This window comes from Parasphingorhabdus sp., assembly GCF_059726685.1.
On record NZ_AP041068.1, the window covers coordinates 779,192 to 794,845 of the forward strand.

The following is a 15,654-nucleotide window of genomic DNA, read 5'->3' on the forward strand; positions in this document are numbered from 1 at the left end:
AGTTAGTTATAGTCAGGACCCAGTTCCGGATCGAGATCGCGTGGACGCGTGAAGCGATCCAGAGTTGCGCAATTATCTTCGATATCGGCCCAGCTTTTTATGTTCAGGCTGAGCTCGGCCAATGCTGCTGTTGGATATTTTATTTCCACTGCGCCGCGAGCTTCGGATGAACCATCGTCAGGAACCAGATCAAAAATCAGGTCTTCCAGGCCAGGATTATGCCCGACCATCAGCACATGATCGGCATCCGCATTGGCACCGCGCAAAACGTCCATCAATGTGACCGAGGATGCCAGATAGATTTTGCGGTCCCATTTCGGCTCAAAAGACAAGCCGCTGGCGGGTTCGACATGTTCAAGTGTTTCGATGACCCGCACTGCAGGAGAGGCGAGGATTTGATCGAAGACGAGATTATTCCGCTTGATAAACTTGCCCATGATCGCAGCGGCGCGTTTGCCCTTGTCATTTAGCGGTCGGTCGAAATCTCTGGCTACGGGGTCATCCCAGCTGGATTTGGCGTGCCGCAAAAGTGTCAGTCTTTTCATATACCGCCCGATTTATTCCCCGGAATATCCGTTTGCCCAGCGTCATGCCCGAAAGATATGTCAGGGGAAAGACTGGATTGCACAGTTTTGGATTTAGCCGCTTTTATTTCCGTCAATGCCTGTGTGAGCGGCATGCGTTCAATGGGTGTTCCTTCTGGAAAAGTGGTCAGCAGACGGGACGGGAAAGCGGATGACAGGATTACAAAATGTCCATGATCATCGGCGCGGCGGATGATCCGGCCAAATGCTTGTGCCAAACGCGCGCGGATGATCCGGTCATCATAGGCGCTGCCGCCGCCCGCCAGACGCCGGGCTTTGTGTAATATGTCCGGGCGCGGCCATGGCACGGATTCCATGACGACAAGGCGCAGGCTGCGACCGGGTACGTCCACGCCGTCACGCAAGGCATCGGTACCAAGCAGGCTGGCTTTGGGATCGTCGCGGAAAATGTCCACCAACGTACCGGTATCGATGGGATCAACATGTTGCGCGTAGATCGGCAATCCGCTTTGCGCCATGCGGTCGGCAATGCGTGCGTAAACGGTGCGCAGCCGCCGGATGGCCGTGAACAGGCCCAATGTGCCGCCCCCGGACGCCTCGATCAGCTGCGCGTAAGCACCGGCTAGTCCTGCCATGTCACCGCGCTTCACATCGGTAACGATGATGACCTTGGCCTGTTCGGCGTAGTTGAACGGGCTCGGCACCTCAAATTCCTGGACGGCCTGATCCAGATGTATCGCGCCGCTGCGTGCCCGTGCGGTCTCCCAGTCGCCGCCGCCTTTCAGCGTTGCCGATGTGATCATCAGGCCATGAGCGGGCTTTGTAACCACCTCAGTCACCGGGATGGTCGGATCCAGCCAGTGGCGACAGATGCCAATATCATATTCGCGGCCTTCAAACCGGTCGATCATTAACCAGTCGACAAATTCGGGATCGGCCGGACCGCCAATGCGCGACAATAAGGCGAGCCATCCAGACAGGGTGTCACAGCGCCAGCCAAGGCTTGATAGCGCCCCTTCCATCCGGGCCCTTGCCGGGGCATCCATCCAGTCCGGGCCTTCCTCGATCAGATGTTCGATCCTCTGACCAAGCCGGACCAGAGGTTTGAGCAAAGCATCAATCGCTTCGGCAGCATTGGCGACCGCATCGATCATTGGGCCTTCGACATCGGTAAGCTCGGTTTCCAGACCGTAGCCGGCATCCGCACTCTGGCTTTCATCGCGGGCAAAGACCATGTGACGGACTTCGCCGAGCAGCGCTTCGACCGGCCCGAACGGTTCGCTTTCCGACAAGCGTTGCAGCCAGCCGTCGCTTGGCAAGGCTTCGCCGGCATGGCGGGCGCTTTCAATCGCGCGTCCGCCCTCGTCGTCATAGGAAGCAAGGTCAGCAAGCCGCGCTGCAAGGCCCCGGCGGCGTCCGCGGTTCTTGCTTTCCGGACCGATGACCCAGCGGCGTATCTCGATCGCTTCCTGCCCCGAGAGACGTGCCGCAAACATCGAATCAGCCGCGTCAAACAGATGATGGCCCTCGTCGAAAATCAGCCGCGTCGGCGCATTTTGCTGTTCCCGCCCACGCGCCGCGTTGACCATGACCAGCGCGTGATTGGCGATAACGATATCGGCCTGCTGGCTGGCGCGCGCGGCTTTCTCGATGAAGCATTTGCGGTAGTGGGGGCAACCGGCATAAACGCATTCTCCGCGCCGGTCGGTCAATGCCGTGGAACCGTTGCGCCGGAACAATGTTGTCAGCCAGCCCGGCAAGTCACCGCCGACCATATCGCCGTCCTTGCTATAGGCGGCCCAGCGCGCGACGAGATGGGCGAGGATGGCGGCCCGACCAGCAAAACCGCCTTGCAGAGCATCTTCCAGATTGAGCAGGCAGAGATAATTTTCGCGGCCTTTGCGGACGACGACTTTTTTGCGAAAAACCTCTTCATCCGGATAGATGCGCCGGGTTTCACGGTCGAGTTGGCGTTGCAGAGCCTTGGTAAAGGTCGAAATCCAGACCGCGCCGCCCGCCTCTGCTGACCACAAAGATGCCGGTGCCAGATAGCCGAGGGTTTTGCCGATGCCGGTGCCTGCCTCGGCGAGCAGCATGTTGGGCGCTCCTTTGACGCGGCGGGGATTGAAAATTTTTGCAACAGCGGCAGCATAGCTTTTCTGACCTTCGCGTTCCTCTGATCCCTTGCCGGTCAAGGTGCCGAGTTGAGTCAACGTAGCATCTTCGTCCATCGTTACTGCACGTGGGGCCGGGCGCGGTGTCTCTTCTTCCCATTCTTCGAGTTTCGAAAAAAGCCAGCGCTCTCCGTCGGCGGGCTTGGTCAGACGTTTGGACACTTCTCCTGCCCAAGGCCAGCGCAGTCGATAGAGAGCCTGCGCGCTGCTCCATGCGCCTTCGCGTTCCCCCCAATGGGGCGCTTCCAGTCCCGCCAATAAGTGGCTGGCGGCCTCCCGGTATAGGGACGCGATATCGGCTTCCTGAGCGGGCGGTTCCAGACCAAGGGTCTTGGCCAAACCGGCTGGCGTGGGAACGACAAATTGCGCCGGGTGGATGAAGGCGAACAGTTCCAGCAAATCGAGACCCGACAGATCGGGATAGCCCAATCGCTGACCCATAAGCGGCGCGTTGAGCAGGATATGCGGGGTTTCCGCAACACAGCCAATCGCCTCACCCTTGCCAATTGCGCGGGAGACACCATCGCTGCCGCAAATCCAGATGCCGCTATGACTGGCATGGAGCGCGGGATAGGCCAGCGGAGGATAGGGGGATGTGCCGTCAGTCAAATTTAAGAAAATCCGGGCGCGTTTGGACCGGCCAGGGCGACACCTGCATAGAAGCGATGCATTCCGAACAGGATCGCATAAAGCACCAGCGCGATGACAAAGCCCAACATCTCACGGCGGACCGTGGCTGTTTCGGTCGGCTTCTCCCAGGCACCTTCATTGCGGGAAACAGTAAAGATTGAAATCAAGGCCCATAGCCCCAGCCCGCCGAACAATACGACGGACCGACTGTCACCATTGGCGAGCAAATGCCCGGCGGCCCAGAGGAGCATGCCGGTCAGCATCGGATGGCGGATAAACTGTTTGATCTGCGACTTGCCTTGCGCGGCCCCGAACAGGAAAATTGCAAAGACCATCAGTAACATGTTCAGATGCCGGCCCCATGTCGGGGGATCATAGACGAATTCATATTGGGCGGTTCGCCAGCCATAAACCATCAACGCTATGGCCGCGATGATTAGCAAGGCCACTAACCCCTGATGCGGCCCTTCGCCGATCTTCGCTCTTATGTTGGTTCTAAGACCCGGAGCCACCGATTTGACGAGATGAACGATGCTCCAGAGCAACACGCCCGCGATCAATGCACCCATTTGAAATCTCCTGCTTTTGTGCTGTTCTAACTTGCTATAGACGGTAATGCCACTATTGGCGCAGAACCAAGAAAAATAAACGACCTAATTGATTGAACAGGACTATCTCATCGTGACCGATAATCGTGAAGCCGCACAGCAATCCAAAGCATGGCCTTTTGAAGAGGCCCGCAAATTGCTCAAACGCTATCGCGGCGAGCGCGGCGCGCCTGCGCCGAAAACCGGCCCAGATGGTGAGATAGAGCCGATGTTGTTCGAAACCGGCTATGGTCCATCCGGCCTGCCGCATATTGGCACGTTTAACGAAGTGCTGCGCACGACCATGGTACGGCGCGCTTATGAGACGCTGACCGGCAACCCGACGCGGCTGATTGCTTTTTCCGACGATATGGACGGCTTTCGCAAAGTGCCAACCAATGTGCCTAATCAGGATATGCTGGCCGAGCATCTGCACAAGCCATTGACGCAGGTGCCCAATCCGTTCGACACAGACTATGACAGCTTCGCCGCCCACAATAACGCGATGTTGCGCGAGTTTCTCGACCGTTTTGGCTTTGATTACGAGTTCATGTCGTCCACCGAGCAATATACGTCCGGTGCTTTTGACGAAACGCTGAAACTGGTGTTGGCACGTAATCAGCAGATATTGGATATCATGCTGCCCACGCTTGGCAAGGAGCGTCAGGCGACTTATTCGCCGATATTGCCGATCAGCCCGAAAACAGGTCATGTCCTGCAGGTCCCGGTCGAGATTGTTGACGCGGAAGCCGGTATTGTTCGCTTTGAAGATGATGGGGAATTGATTGAACATAATGCGCTCACCGGCGGTGCCAAGCTGCAGTGGAAAGTCGATTGGGCGATGCGCTGGGTCGCTCTGGGCGTTGACTATGAAATGTATGGTAAGGATCTGACGGACAGCGGTGTGCAGTCCGGCAAGATTGCCAAGGTGCTGGGTGCACGCAAGCCGGATGGCCTGATCTATGAAATGTTCCTCGATGAAAAAGGCGAGAAGATTTCAAAGTCCAAAGGCAATGGTCTGAGCCTCGACGAGTGGTTACGCTATGGCTCGGAAAACAGTCTCGCTTTCTACATCTACCGCGAACCCAAATCAGCCAAGCAGCTGCACATGGGCGTGATCCCCAAAGCCGTGGACGAATATTTTCAGTTCCGCGCCAATTGGCATGAGCAGACTCCTGACAAGCAGCTGGGCAACGCTGTGCATCATGTTCATGGCGGTGACGTCCCATCCGATACGATTCCGGTGACCTTTGGATTGCTGCTTAATCTGGTTGGCGTGATGGGCGATGCGGACCGCGAACAAATCTGGGGCTATTTGCGCCAATATGCACCGGATGCAACGCCGGAGAAATATCCTGATCTGGATGAGCTGATCGGCAATGCGATGGCTTATCACAAGGATTTTATCGCACCGACATTATACCGTCGTAAACCGGAAGGCGTGGAAGTGGCCGCGCTGGAACGACTGGACAGCGAGCTGAGTGCTTTACCCAATGATGCGGCCGCCGAAGATATCCAGACGATTGTTTATACCATCGGTAAAGAAGGCGGTTTCGATAATCTGCGCGACTGGTTCAAGGCTCTTTACGAGACCTTGCTGGGCAGCTCGCAAGGACCGCGCATGGGTAGCTTCATCGCGCTCTATGGTATCGACAACACGCGCAAACTGATCGTGGAGGCCCTGTCATGAATAGCGGTGTCATGAATAGCGGTGTGAGTGGTTACCATCTCGCGCAGATTAATATACTGCGCTTTAACAGGCCGAAAGATGATCCCGCCAATGGTGACTTTATGGATGCTCTCGACCCGGTAAATGCACTGGCCGACAAGGCGCCGGGATTTGTCTGGCGGTTAGTAGGCGAGGGCAACGACGCTGTCGATATTGACCCGGTTCCGGATGACCCGCGGCTGGCCGTGAACATGTCGGTTTGGGAAGATGTCCAATCACTGGGAGACTTTGTTTACAAAAACCCCGAGCATCTGGCGATCATGCGCCGCCGCAAGGAATGGGCAGAGCACATGGAAGTCTATCAAGCATTATGGTGGATTCCGATTGGCCATATTCCTTCGGTGGAAGAAGGTTTGGGGAAAATTGACATGCTTGAACAACAAGGTGTTTCGGCTGACGTCTTCACTTTCCGTCAGCCATTTGATGCGCCTGATGGGACGCCTGCCATACCCGTACTGGATGAATGCGCCTGATGATCGATATTTTCACGACCGGCGGGACGATCGACAAGATCTATTTTGATGCCCTGTCGGAATATCATATCGGCCCGACCCCTTTGCCCGATATATTGGCGGAAAATAATGTCTATGTTCCGCACCGCGTGACACAGTTGATGCGCAAGGACAGCCTCGAACTGACTGACGATGATCGGCAGGCGATCCATGATGCTGTCGCGGTTAGCGATGCCGACAAGATACTCGTGACCCATGGCACCGATACGATGGTGCAAACCGGCAAGGTTCTGGCGGACATAACGGACAAAACCATTGTACTAACCGGTGCAATGCAGCCGGCAACTTTGCGCAATAGCGATGCCGAATTTAATGTCGGCTTTGCTCTAGCCGCGACTCAGACATTGCCGCACGGGGTGTATATCGCGATGAACGGTGAAGTGTTCGATCCGGCGACTGCCAGGAAGGATCGCGATGCGCACCGCTTCATTCGTGCGTAGGTTTTTTGAACCACTGACTCTGAGTAACAGCTTTTGTGGCATAGGGCATAGCTACCAGCATGACCGCAATGGTTGCGATCATCACCAGATAAGCCACGGCGCCATAAAGCGTTAATCCCGGTGCGGTCCACATCAGCAAGACATCATTGCCGCCCGGCACGGTCGCAGCGCCAATACCCATTAGGAACCCCCCGGACAGATTGGCGACGGCCAGCTTCCACGTACCGAATTGAGGATGAAATTTGTTTTTGAGCCAGCTGCTGAAAACCGCACCGGCGAATAAAGCGATGACGGCTATCTCCACGGTCATCCCAACGGAAAGGCCTTGTCCAGCCAGCAAACTGTTGAGTACTGCAGCATAGGACCATTCCGGACGTGTGCCATAGATCAGAGCCGCGGTGATCCCGATGGTGAGCAAGGCCAGCATCGCCATGTTACGCTTAACGATGATCAGCCAGAGACTGAGCAGAGACAGGCCCGCAAAGCCGAGTAGCACGCCCTGTTTAATGATATCATCTTCGATCGCGGTTCGCCCGGTCACCACCACTGGACCAAAGGGGTTGAGCGCGTCGACGCGCAGCAGCAGCATCGCGAGGGCCAAGCCGACAAAGGTCAGCAGATAGCTGAACTTTCCTGCCCCAATATAACCAACTGTGCCAACAAAACAGCCGCGATTGATGAGCGCGCCAACCCCCATGATCGCCGCCCCGAAAAACAGCTGCCAACCGATTTCGATATCGACCGGAATATGGGCCCGTCCGGAATATTGCAGCAGCAAGAACAGCACCAGTCCGGCCCAAGAAGCAACTATAAGCAAGCCGAATAACCAGTCCATTTTACCCTGATTCACCCAGCGCATCGTGGCGGCAACTGTACATGTAGCGACGCGAACGAGAGCAAAGCCCAGAATGAAGGCAAGCGGAATGATCAGGAAGGACGTCATTTAAATGCCACTCTTTTCGGCGAGATCCTCTGCAACCTGATCGAGATAGCGCGCATCTCCCATGGCGACAGAAAGGATCATCGCGCCTTGCAACGCGGAAATGATGTGAGAGGCGTTGAGATTGGCGGACGGTCCGGCTTCCGCCAAAGCTGTTTCTGTCCATGTCATCAGCCGCGTGAAATAGCTGTTCACCGCCTCTTGCACAGCGGGAGGTAGTTGCGGACTAACCGACCCCAGGACTGCGCACAGGCAGCTGCTTTCTCCTTCAGCATAGGCCGCACGATAAGCCTCCACCAGCCGGGCGAGACGAATCTTTGCCGAATCATCTGCCGCATCTGGCGCGCCCAGACTATCCAGCAGATTGTCCGTATATCGCTCGACCACCGCCTTGCCGAGGTCCTCCTTGTGCGGGAAATGATAGTGCACGGATGCGCTTTTCATATCCAGCGCAGCGGCAATGTCGCGAAAGCTAAGTCCCGCAAAACCGCCCTGTCGATAGCCGCGTTCGGCAATATCCAATATCTGATCGCGCTTGCTGATCATGTTTGCTCCAACTGAATTTACTTACCTATCACAAGATAGGGGTTGATCAAGTGAGATTCCAGTGATACCTACCTATCGATAGGTAATTAACAAGAAGGACCCTGACTATGAAAATTTATGATTTTGAAGGTTTTCCCAATCCGGCGCGTGTTCGTATTGCGCTGAAAGAAAAAGGTCTGTTTGATCAGGTCGAGTTTATTTCCATCAACGTGCCCGAAGGCGAGCATCGGAAACCTGAATTTGTTGAAAAGAATCCATCAGCGGCCGTACCGGTGCTGGAACTGGATGACGGAACCACCATTTCTGAATGTAGCGCGATCACGGAATATATTGATAATTTGACGGGTGAGCAGGAATTGACAGGCAAATCGCCGAAGGAGCGCGGTGTGATCGCGATGATGCAGCGCCGCGCAGAAGCGGGGCTGCTTGATGCGGTCGGGACTTATTTTCACCATGCCACGCCGGGATTGGGTAAAGCGATAGAAACCTATCAATGTGCAGAATGGGGCAATCATCAAAAGGAACGGGCCGTGTCTACTATGCGTTATCTTGATACTGTTTTGGCGCAACAACCCTATCTGGCGGGAGACGGATTCTCTGTCGCCGATATTACAGCCTTTGCCGGACTTGGCTTTGCTGATTTCGCGGGCGTTGAAACTCCTGCAGATTGTAAAAATCTTGCGCAGTGGCGCGCAAAGGTGGAAGCTCGCCCGAGCATCGCAGGTTGAATGGAGACTCGCAAATGAGGATCAATGCCGATTTTGATAAGCCCGTGGTTCTTCGCCCGGAGGATATGAAATGGGTTCCTTCTCCGCTACCCGGTGTCGAGCGCAAGATGCTCGACCGGGTGGGCGGAGAGGTTGCGCGTGCAACATCTCTGGTGCGCTATGCCCCTGGCAGCTATTTCGATCCGCATGTTCATAGCGGAGGTGAAGAATTTCTGGTTGTCGAAGGCGTGTTCTCTGACGAGCATGGTGATTTTCCGGCTGGCACCTATGTGCGTAATCCCATCGGGACCAGCCACAAACCGCATAGTCAGGATGGCTGTATCATATTGGTGAAGCTCCACCAGTTTGATGCGGCCGATACCAGGCAATTCTCACTCGACATCAACGCTCTGGAATTTGAAGATGGTGGTGCGCCTGGCGTGGAATTCGCATGGCTGCATCACTTTGAAGGCGAGGATGTAAAGATTGTAAGATGGGCGCCAGGTAGCAGCTATCCAGAGCATGTCCATGAAGGCGGGAGTGAAACTTTTATACTCGAAGGCAGTCTGTCCGACGAACATGGCGACTATCCCACCGGCACTTGGGACCGCACGCCGCCGGGCTGGATGCACACACCCTATAGCAAAGAAGGATGCTTAGCCTGGACAAAGACCGGCCATCTGACACCGGGAAAGCTAGGGAAATTTGCCGCTTAGGCTGCGGCGGGCCGGGTGACCTGCTTCAATACGTCCAGGTAACTGTCCGCAATGGTCATCCGTTTGTCCATGCCTTCCGACAATAGCAATGCGTGCGCCTTTGGCAGATTATAGCATGGTACGCCCATGAAAAGGTGATGCTCGCTATGATAGTTCACCCAGTAAGGCGCAACCGTTGTACGTTCCAACAGGTTCGCATAAGTCGTGCGGGCATGGGTGAAAGGATCTCCGCTACCCGTGGTGGTACAGGCATGTTCGGCAATATTGCGGATGCGCAGGACTAGCTGGAAGGTTGTGGCAAGCGCGATGATCCAGATCAGAAATGGAATGATGCCCAATGTGAGCAGGCTGGCGGCCAGCACAATAAGCTGGATCAGCAGAAAGCGCCCGACCGTCTTTGTGGTACGCACTGCTCCGTCCAAATTTGTTACCGGGGCCGAGACACCGGCGGCACCACCGCGATTGAACGCCGTGCCTGCTGATGTGTCTCGCTTGCCATTACCGTCGGTTAAAGGCGAGCCTTGCAGCATTGCCTTCAAGCCCAACCATGCCGCGACCATCTGACCGCTGCGCTGTTTCAAGAAAGTTTGCCCGGTCAAATCGCGGAAGGCTTTACGCCTCATGCTCGCGGGCGTTGTCGGAAACGGTTTTGACAGAGCAAGATCGGGGTCTTCCGGCTGCTGTGTGTATTTGTGATGGGTCAGGTGATAGGCTCTGTAACTGTGCAGATCGCTTCCTGTCGCCGCACCGGTTAGCCATTGACCGGCGAAATTATTGATCTTGCGATTGGGATGAAGCAGGCCATGCGCGCCTTCGTGCATCAAAATGGAAAGGCCCAATTGCCGCCCGCCGACGATGGCGATAGCAAAGGGAAAGGCGATGAGGCCCGCTAGCCAGTGCCAATCCCACAACAATGCAGTACCCGCCAAAACTGCCGCCGTTGTTAACCAGCCATGCAGGATCAACCAAAGGCCCCGGGACGGTGATATGCGTGTCAAACGTGCCCAATCATCGCGGGTAAAAACATCTGTAGGTCGGGCGGCTTTAACAGCTGGCATGACCGCTATAATAGGCTAATTTCTGCCAAAAATCCAGTTTTTCTGGGAGAGGCGACAAGCCTTGCATTCCGTAACGGAAAATAAGCCCGCCCGCTAAATTTCGATCAGTCCGTTCTCGATAGCGTCTATACGCTGCCGCATCGCAACGCGGGTTTCGCCAGCATCTGTTGCACAGACTAATGTGCCGCCGCCTGCTGCCATAACGCGTTCTATGTCCGGCCACATCGCGTCAGGGGTTTTGGCCTCTCGCCACATGCCGGCAATTTTGGGATCCATATGACGTTCACCGCCGAAGCGTTCGGGGCGGGCTTTGGCGCCATCCCAGATTTCGGTATTGAGCAGGCCGGGGCACAATATGGTGGTCTCAATATTCTTAACCGCCAGCTCGCCCCGTAGCGCCTCGGCAACCGCCATCGTACCATGCTTTGTTGCGGCATAGAGCGGAAAGTCGCCTTCAGGCGCGCGCAGCGCAGCGGTCGAGGCGGTAATTCCGACGTGACGGGGGTCGCCTTTGAGCAGGGGGGCAAAGCATTGCGCCGTCCAGATAGCGCCCAGCACATTTACATCATAGGCCCAGCGCACCTGATCTGGCTTGCCCTCCAGCAAGGTCGCGCCGACGCCCACGCCAGCGTTGATCCATAGCATGGCGAGATCGCCATGATCGGCGGCAAAACGCTCGGCCGCCAAAGCAACAGCATTGCGGTCGCTAATATCGAAAGCCATAGAAAACGCACCACTGCCGATTTCCAGGGCCACTGTTGCGGCCGCTTCTTCGCGGATATCTTGAACGCAGACAGTCATCCCGGCTTCTGCGAGTTTGACGGCCAGCATCTTGCCAATGCCATCGCCCGCGCCGGTCACCATGGCGGTGCGTCCAGCGTAGCTGCCGAGTTTTGTCATGCGTTTACTCCTGCCGCAATTCTTCCGACAGTCTTAGCATAAAATCTGCGCCGCGACTGAACTGATCGAGGCTGATATATTCATTGGGTTGATGGGCCTGCTCAATCGACCCCGGCCCGCAAACCACGGTGGGAAAACCGGCCTGCTGGAACTGCCCGGCCTCCGCGGCATAAGAGACAACACCAGCCGGTGTATTATCCCCGGTCAATTTTCGCACAAAGGCTTCCGCTTTCTCTGAACCGGATTGCCCAAGCGGTGGTGCATTGGACAGCTGTTCAACGCGTACCCCTGTTTCAGGGAAGGCTTCTTTCAATTGTGTGTCGAGAGCGGCGGCTTTTTCCTTGAACGGTGCCAGAACTGCTTCGGGGTCGACGGAAGGCGGGCATCGCAGATCAAATATGAAATGCGCCCGCCGGGCCAATATGTTGGCCGCAGTGCCTCCATCCATCTTGCCAATGGTAAGCGTTGCGTGCGGCGGCGTGAACGGCGAATTCGGGTCGGCCGTCTCCCAAAGCCCTCGTGCCAGTTCGGCCAGGTCATGCATTAGCTCGATAGCCACCATATTGGCGGAGATTCCAAGATGAGTGAGGCTGCTATGAGCCTCATGGCCAAGTATCTCGACTTCATGGACACAAATGCCTTTATGCCCGGTGATCGTCTTCATCATTGTCGGTTCGCCGATGATCGCCAGGGCTGGGGCGGGAAGGGTTGCGGCCATCTCCTCAATCATGGCCGGCGCGCCAAGACAGCCAACCTCCTCATCATAGCTGATCGCGAGATGGACCGGACGCTTGCCGTCTTTCAGCATCGGGGCGGCGGCCAAGGCCAACGCGATGAAGCCTTTCATGTCGCAGGTTCCGCGTCCATGCAGCAGGCCATCACGCTCTGTCACCACAAACGGATCGCTCGACCAGTCTTGTCCATCTACCGGTACGACATCGCTGTGGCCTGACAGGATGACCCCGCCTGCGACATCCGGACCAACGGTGGCATAGAGATTGGCCTTGGACCCATCAGCATTAATCACCCGCGTGGTGCCGATGTCATATTGCGCGAGATATTCCTCAACCCAGCTGATCAGTTGCAGGTTGCTATTTCGCGACGTCGTATCGAAAGAAATCAGCGAATCGAGGATAGATAATGCCGGTTTAATTAACAGATTTGTCATGAAGTCAACATAAACGTAGCATTAACAAAAAGGAATCAGTTTAAAAAAGTCTTTATTATTCAATTGCTTTACGGTATGTTACAAATAGACATTTGGAGGCTGAGGAGATTCCCGTTAGGGCGTGTTCATCTATGGTTAATAAAGTTTTTAAGTTTTTACCGTAAATCGATCTGAGATCGGGGGCTCCAAATCGAATATGAGTATGAATAATTCAGTTGAACAGGATCTGGACCTGCTTGCCAATCTGACAGCAAGACTGCTTGGTACACCCGTTGCCTCTATCACTTTATACGAAGCTGATCATGACGAAGGAGGGTGTGCGGTACAGTCCGTCGCCCATGCTGCTATTTCCTGTGATGAAAGCTGGGCAGCCAGCAATCCTGCCGTCGATGTAAAGCAACTGGGCAGTCCCCGCAGCGCGATGACCCAGCATCTTGGACTTTATGCGTCTGTGCCGATGCGTAACGGTGATGGTTCAACCATTGGTATGGTCGCCTGCGCCGGTGATGAAGCCAGAGAGTTAAGCGACCAGGAACTGGACGTGCTGAAAAATATTACAGCCATAGCCTCTGCGGTCATCCACGCCTGATTTGTTAACTTTTTTGTTTAATTTTGCACGCCGCCAAATTAACGGTTCAGTGGCCTCACGCGTCGATATCGGTGGATTGCAGGGCGGCCTTGCCGCGTGCCGTGATCATTGTATCTAGAAAGCGCGGCCCGGAAGCATGGCCCGTCAGAAATGCCTCATATAAAATCATACCATTGTCGCTTAATGTTTGAACCGCATCGACGAACATCGCAGGATTGCTGCTAGCTTCCTGTGACTCAATCACATCCGGAGTCATGGTAGCAGCCGATGGCCAAGCTTGATTGAGCGATCCAAGAACATAGCGTTCCGTCTCGGACAAATGTGCTTCGGGGGAGTAAGCAGGTGTCATTTTCTATCGCAGACCAGATCAAATTAAGTATGCCCCACTCGCTTTGATTGCGTTAACCTTTATTAAACTAAAAAGTTAAAAAAGTGTTAACAGCCGGTCACCACTCGTTCCACTTTTCGACCCTTTTCAGGCCATTTGAATATAGCCTAAAGCCAGGTTGAAGCTGGCCTTGAGGGGTGCTTATGCCTTAAAGATTTCCGGTGCCCCGATGATAGCAAAGACAGTTGTTCTGCCCTTAACACCAGACGAGTTGAATCACGCGATCTGCCCTATGGGTAATTTGCCCAGAGAAATATAACCATGGTTTTCCGTTGCGTTGGCGTTGACATTTACACTGTATAAACATAGATATCTATATATTAGATGAATATGGAGATTCGGATATGGTTTCGCGCAGACAGGTTCTGGTAACCGGTGGTGCATCGCTTGTGCTGCTCGGTGGTGGTTTTGGTGCTTATGTCGGCACACGCTCAATTGCCAAGGCGCAGGAGCCCTGGACACAGGCAACAACGGGTTTTGGAGATCCGCGGCTTGATGCACTGGCTTATGCTATTCTGGCACCCAATCCCCACAATCGTCAGCCCTGGCAGGTAAGGCTGGTGGGCGATGACAGTTTCACGCTCTACTGCGATCTCGACAAACGTCTGCCCCATACCGACCCACCCAATCGTCAGATCACCATCGGCTTCGGTACATTTCTGGAATTGTTTCGGCAGGCGGCGACCGAAAAAGGCTATCGAGCAGAAATCATGTCTTTCCCTGAAGGCGAACCTGAGCCGGTTCTCGACGGCCGTCCCATAGCATCGGTAAAAATGATCAAGGATCCATCGGTTCCGCGCGATCCGCTATTCGGCACAATACTGAACCGCCGTAGTACCAAGGAAGCCTTTTCGCCGCGCAGTGTTGACGACGCGACATTCGCCAAGTTGCAGGATATGGCCTTTGCGGGGCAATCGGAACCGCTGATATCCCTCGAAGCGACCAGCGATGCGGAGCGGGTCGCCAGATTGCGGGAGCTTAACTGGCAGGCCTGGTCGGTGGAATATGATGTGGCACGTACCCAAAAAGAGAGCGTTGATCTGATGCGGATTGGCGCGGCCGAAGTAAATGCCAACCCGGACGGAATCGATATGAGTGGACCGATGATGGAGGCGTTGCGGCTGGGCGGCGTTGTCTCACGTGAAGAGCTCGCGACAAAAGGGTCGACCGCTTATGAATCCGGAATTTCCATGTACAAGGAGATACTGGACAATACGAGCAGCTTCGGCTGGTTGATCTCGCCGGACAACAGCCGGAGGGCACAATTGCAGTCCGGTGCAGCCTGGGTGCGGATCAATCAGGCCGCGACTGCTCTGGGTCTGGCGATGCATCCGGTCAGCCAGATATTACAGGAATTTCCGGAAATGGCTGATCTGTATGGTCGATATCACGACTATCTTGGGGTGACCCTGCCAGCCAGAGTTCAGGGCTTTTTCCGCTTCGGCTATGCCGCTTCGCCTGAACCGTCACCCAGATGGCCGGTGGAATCGTTCATCCTGAACGTCTAAAGGGAATTATGACCGAAGATGTACAAACCAAGCCAGCGGGATTGAAAGGCGACCCGATTGAATTTGCGGTGATGACCGAGATCGGCATCATCAATCAGCTCGCCGATAATCTGTTTCAGGCGCATTTGCCCAAAGGCATAACTGTGGCGCAATTTTCGGTGCTCAATCACCTGCTTCGTCTTGATGTGCAGCAAACCATCAGCGAGCTCGCCAGCGCGATGCAGGTAGCCCAGCCAACCATGTCATCAACTGTCCGTAAGCTTGAGGACAAGGGGTTGGTAGAACTCATCCATGAACCCAATGACCGCCGGATCAGGCGGGTGGCTGTAACAGCCACTGGCGCGCAGCTCAGAAATGACGCGGTTGCGGCTCTCGCACCCATGGCGGAGATTTTGCGGGCGAATATTCCGGAAACGGATTGGGAGGCGCTATTGCCGCATCTGCATCGTATCAGAGTGTTTCTGGATCAGTTGCGAAATTGATCTTTATCTTCCCAACCAAATGCAAAATGATTGGA

The 15,654-nt window shown here is 55.1% G+C and carries 17 protein-coding genes; 8 read left to right on the forward strand and 9 right to left on the reverse strand.

Going from position 1 to position 15,654, the window contains the following annotated elements; all coding sequences use genetic code 11:
* Window positions 1-2: 2 nt before the first annotated feature.
* The 3 genes from AC6I9Z_RS03845 to AC6I9Z_RS03855 are packed head-to-tail and all read right to left on the reverse strand — an operon-like array spanning window position 3 to window position 3,918.
* Window positions 3-545, reverse strand: coding sequence for a SixA phosphatase family protein (locus AC6I9Z_RS03845; protein WP_461458729.1), 543 nt, complete (start codon window positions 543-545; stop codon window positions 3-5).
* Entirely contained in the window at window positions 542-3,328 is a 2,787-nt protein-coding gene (locus tag AC6I9Z_RS03850) for an ATP-dependent DNA helicase (protein WP_461458727.1), read from the reverse strand. Before AC6I9Z_RS03850 ends, AC6I9Z_RS03845 begins: the two co-directional genes overlap by 4 nt.
* Window positions 3,329-3,330: 2 nt before the next feature.
* Window positions 3,331-3,918 carry an NnrU family protein gene (locus AC6I9Z_RS03855; RefSeq protein ID WP_461458725.1) on the reverse strand — a complete coding sequence of 196 codons (588 nt, stop codon included), beginning with the start codon at window positions 3,916-3,918 and terminating at the stop codon, window positions 3,331-3,333.
* Window positions 3,919-4,030: 112 nt separating this feature from the next.
* Between AC6I9Z_RS03855 and AC6I9Z_RS03860 the strand changes: the two genes are divergently transcribed.
* From AC6I9Z_RS03860 to AC6I9Z_RS03870, 3 genes are read left to right on the forward strand one after another with little or no spacing between them, the layout of a single operon-like run.
* Window positions 4,031-5,626 (forward strand): lysine--tRNA ligase, encoded by a 1,596-nt coding sequence (locus tag AC6I9Z_RS03860; protein WP_461458723.1) that lies wholly within the window; start codon window positions 4,031-4,033, stop codon window positions 5,624-5,626.
* The gene (locus tag AC6I9Z_RS03865) at window positions 5,623-6,138 is read left to right on the forward strand and encodes a DUF3291 domain-containing protein (protein WP_461458721.1); all 516 of its coding nucleotides are present in this window, start codon (window positions 5,623-5,625) and stop codon (window positions 6,136-6,138) included. The genes AC6I9Z_RS03860 and AC6I9Z_RS03865 overlap by 4 nt, the downstream gene beginning before the upstream one ends.
* Window positions 6,138-6,617 (forward strand): asparaginase domain-containing protein, encoded by a 480-nt coding sequence (locus tag AC6I9Z_RS03870; protein WP_461458719.1) that lies wholly within the window; start codon window positions 6,138-6,140, stop codon window positions 6,615-6,617. The genes AC6I9Z_RS03865 and AC6I9Z_RS03870 overlap by 1 nt, the downstream gene beginning before the upstream one ends.
* Here AC6I9Z_RS03870 and AC6I9Z_RS03875 read toward each other — a convergent pair.
* Together AC6I9Z_RS03875 and AC6I9Z_RS03880 are read right to left on the reverse strand one after the other, a co-directional pair.
* Entirely contained in the window at window positions 6,604-7,560 is a 957-nt protein-coding gene (locus AC6I9Z_RS03875; RefSeq protein ID WP_461458717.1) for a YeeE/YedE thiosulfate transporter family protein, read from the reverse strand. The two genes, AC6I9Z_RS03870 and AC6I9Z_RS03875, sit on opposite strands and share 14 nt — an antisense overlap.
* Entirely contained in the window at window positions 7,561-8,103 is a 543-nt protein-coding gene (locus AC6I9Z_RS03880) for a TetR/AcrR family transcriptional regulator (protein ID WP_461458715.1), read from the reverse strand.
* A 107-nt stretch (window positions 8,104-8,210) separates the two neighbouring features.
* On the opposite strand from AC6I9Z_RS03880, the gene AC6I9Z_RS03885 reads away from it, so the two are divergent.
* Both AC6I9Z_RS03885 and AC6I9Z_RS03890 read left to right on the forward strand, forming a co-directional pair.
* On the forward strand, window positions 8,211-8,831 hold the full coding sequence (locus AC6I9Z_RS03885; RefSeq protein WP_461458713.1) for a glutathione S-transferase family protein: 621 nt from the start codon (window positions 8,211-8,213) through the stop codon (window positions 8,829-8,831).
* A 14-nt stretch (window positions 8,832-8,845) separates the two neighbouring features.
* Window positions 8,846-9,526 (forward strand): cupin domain-containing protein, encoded by a 681-nt coding sequence (locus AC6I9Z_RS03890; protein ID WP_461458711.1) that lies wholly within the window; start codon window positions 8,846-8,848, stop codon window positions 9,524-9,526.
* Here the strand turns inward: AC6I9Z_RS03890 and AC6I9Z_RS03895 are convergent.
* The 3 genes from AC6I9Z_RS03895 to argE all read right to left on the reverse strand — a co-directional run bounded on the left by AC6I9Z_RS03895 (window position 9,523) and on the right by argE (window position 12,652).
* Window positions 9,523-10,584 (reverse strand): fatty acid desaturase family protein, encoded by a 1,062-nt coding sequence (locus tag AC6I9Z_RS03895; protein ID WP_461458709.1) that lies wholly within the window; start codon window positions 10,582-10,584, stop codon window positions 9,523-9,525. The genes AC6I9Z_RS03890 and AC6I9Z_RS03895 overlap by 4 nt on opposite strands.
* Window positions 10,585-10,677: 93 nt before the next feature.
* Window positions 10,678-11,484 (reverse strand): SDR family oxidoreductase, encoded by an 807-nt coding sequence (locus AC6I9Z_RS03900; RefSeq protein ID WP_461458707.1) that lies wholly within the window; start codon window positions 11,482-11,484, stop codon window positions 10,678-10,680.
* Between the two features lie 4 nt (window positions 11,485-11,488).
* Entirely contained in the window at window positions 11,489-12,652 is a 1,164-nt protein-coding gene (gene argE, locus AC6I9Z_RS03905) for an acetylornithine deacetylase (protein ID WP_461458705.1), read from the reverse strand.
* A gap of 196 nt (window positions 12,653-12,848) precedes the next feature.
* Here argE and AC6I9Z_RS03910 point away from each other — a divergent pair, with 196 nt between their 5' ends.
* Window positions 12,849-13,241 carry a GAF domain-containing protein gene (locus tag AC6I9Z_RS03910; RefSeq protein ID WP_461458703.1) on the forward strand — a complete coding sequence of 131 codons (393 nt, stop codon included), beginning with the start codon at window positions 12,849-12,851 and terminating at the stop codon, window positions 13,239-13,241.
* 55 nt (window positions 13,242-13,296) lie between these two features.
* Here AC6I9Z_RS03910 and AC6I9Z_RS03915 read toward each other — a convergent pair whose 3' ends face one another.
* Window positions 13,297-13,590, reverse strand: a complete 294-nt coding sequence (locus AC6I9Z_RS03915) for a hypothetical protein (RefSeq protein ID WP_109355783.1) — start codon at window positions 13,588-13,590, stop codon at window positions 13,297-13,299.
* A gap of 383 nt (window positions 13,591-13,973) precedes the next feature.
* On the opposite strand from AC6I9Z_RS03915, the gene AC6I9Z_RS03920 reads away from it, so the two are divergent.
* Together AC6I9Z_RS03920 and AC6I9Z_RS03925 are read left to right on the forward strand one after the other, a co-directional pair.
* Entirely contained in the window at window positions 13,974-15,137 is a 1,164-nt protein-coding gene (locus AC6I9Z_RS03920) for an Acg family FMN-binding oxidoreductase (protein ID WP_461458700.1), read from the forward strand.
* An 8-nt stretch (window positions 15,138-15,145) separates the two neighbouring features.
* Window positions 15,146-15,619: a MarR family winged helix-turn-helix transcriptional regulator gene (locus tag AC6I9Z_RS03925; protein WP_461458698.1), complete on the forward strand. Its 474-nt coding sequence runs from the start codon at window positions 15,146-15,148 to the stop codon at window positions 15,617-15,619.
* Window positions 15,620-15,654: the final 35 nt, after the last annotated feature.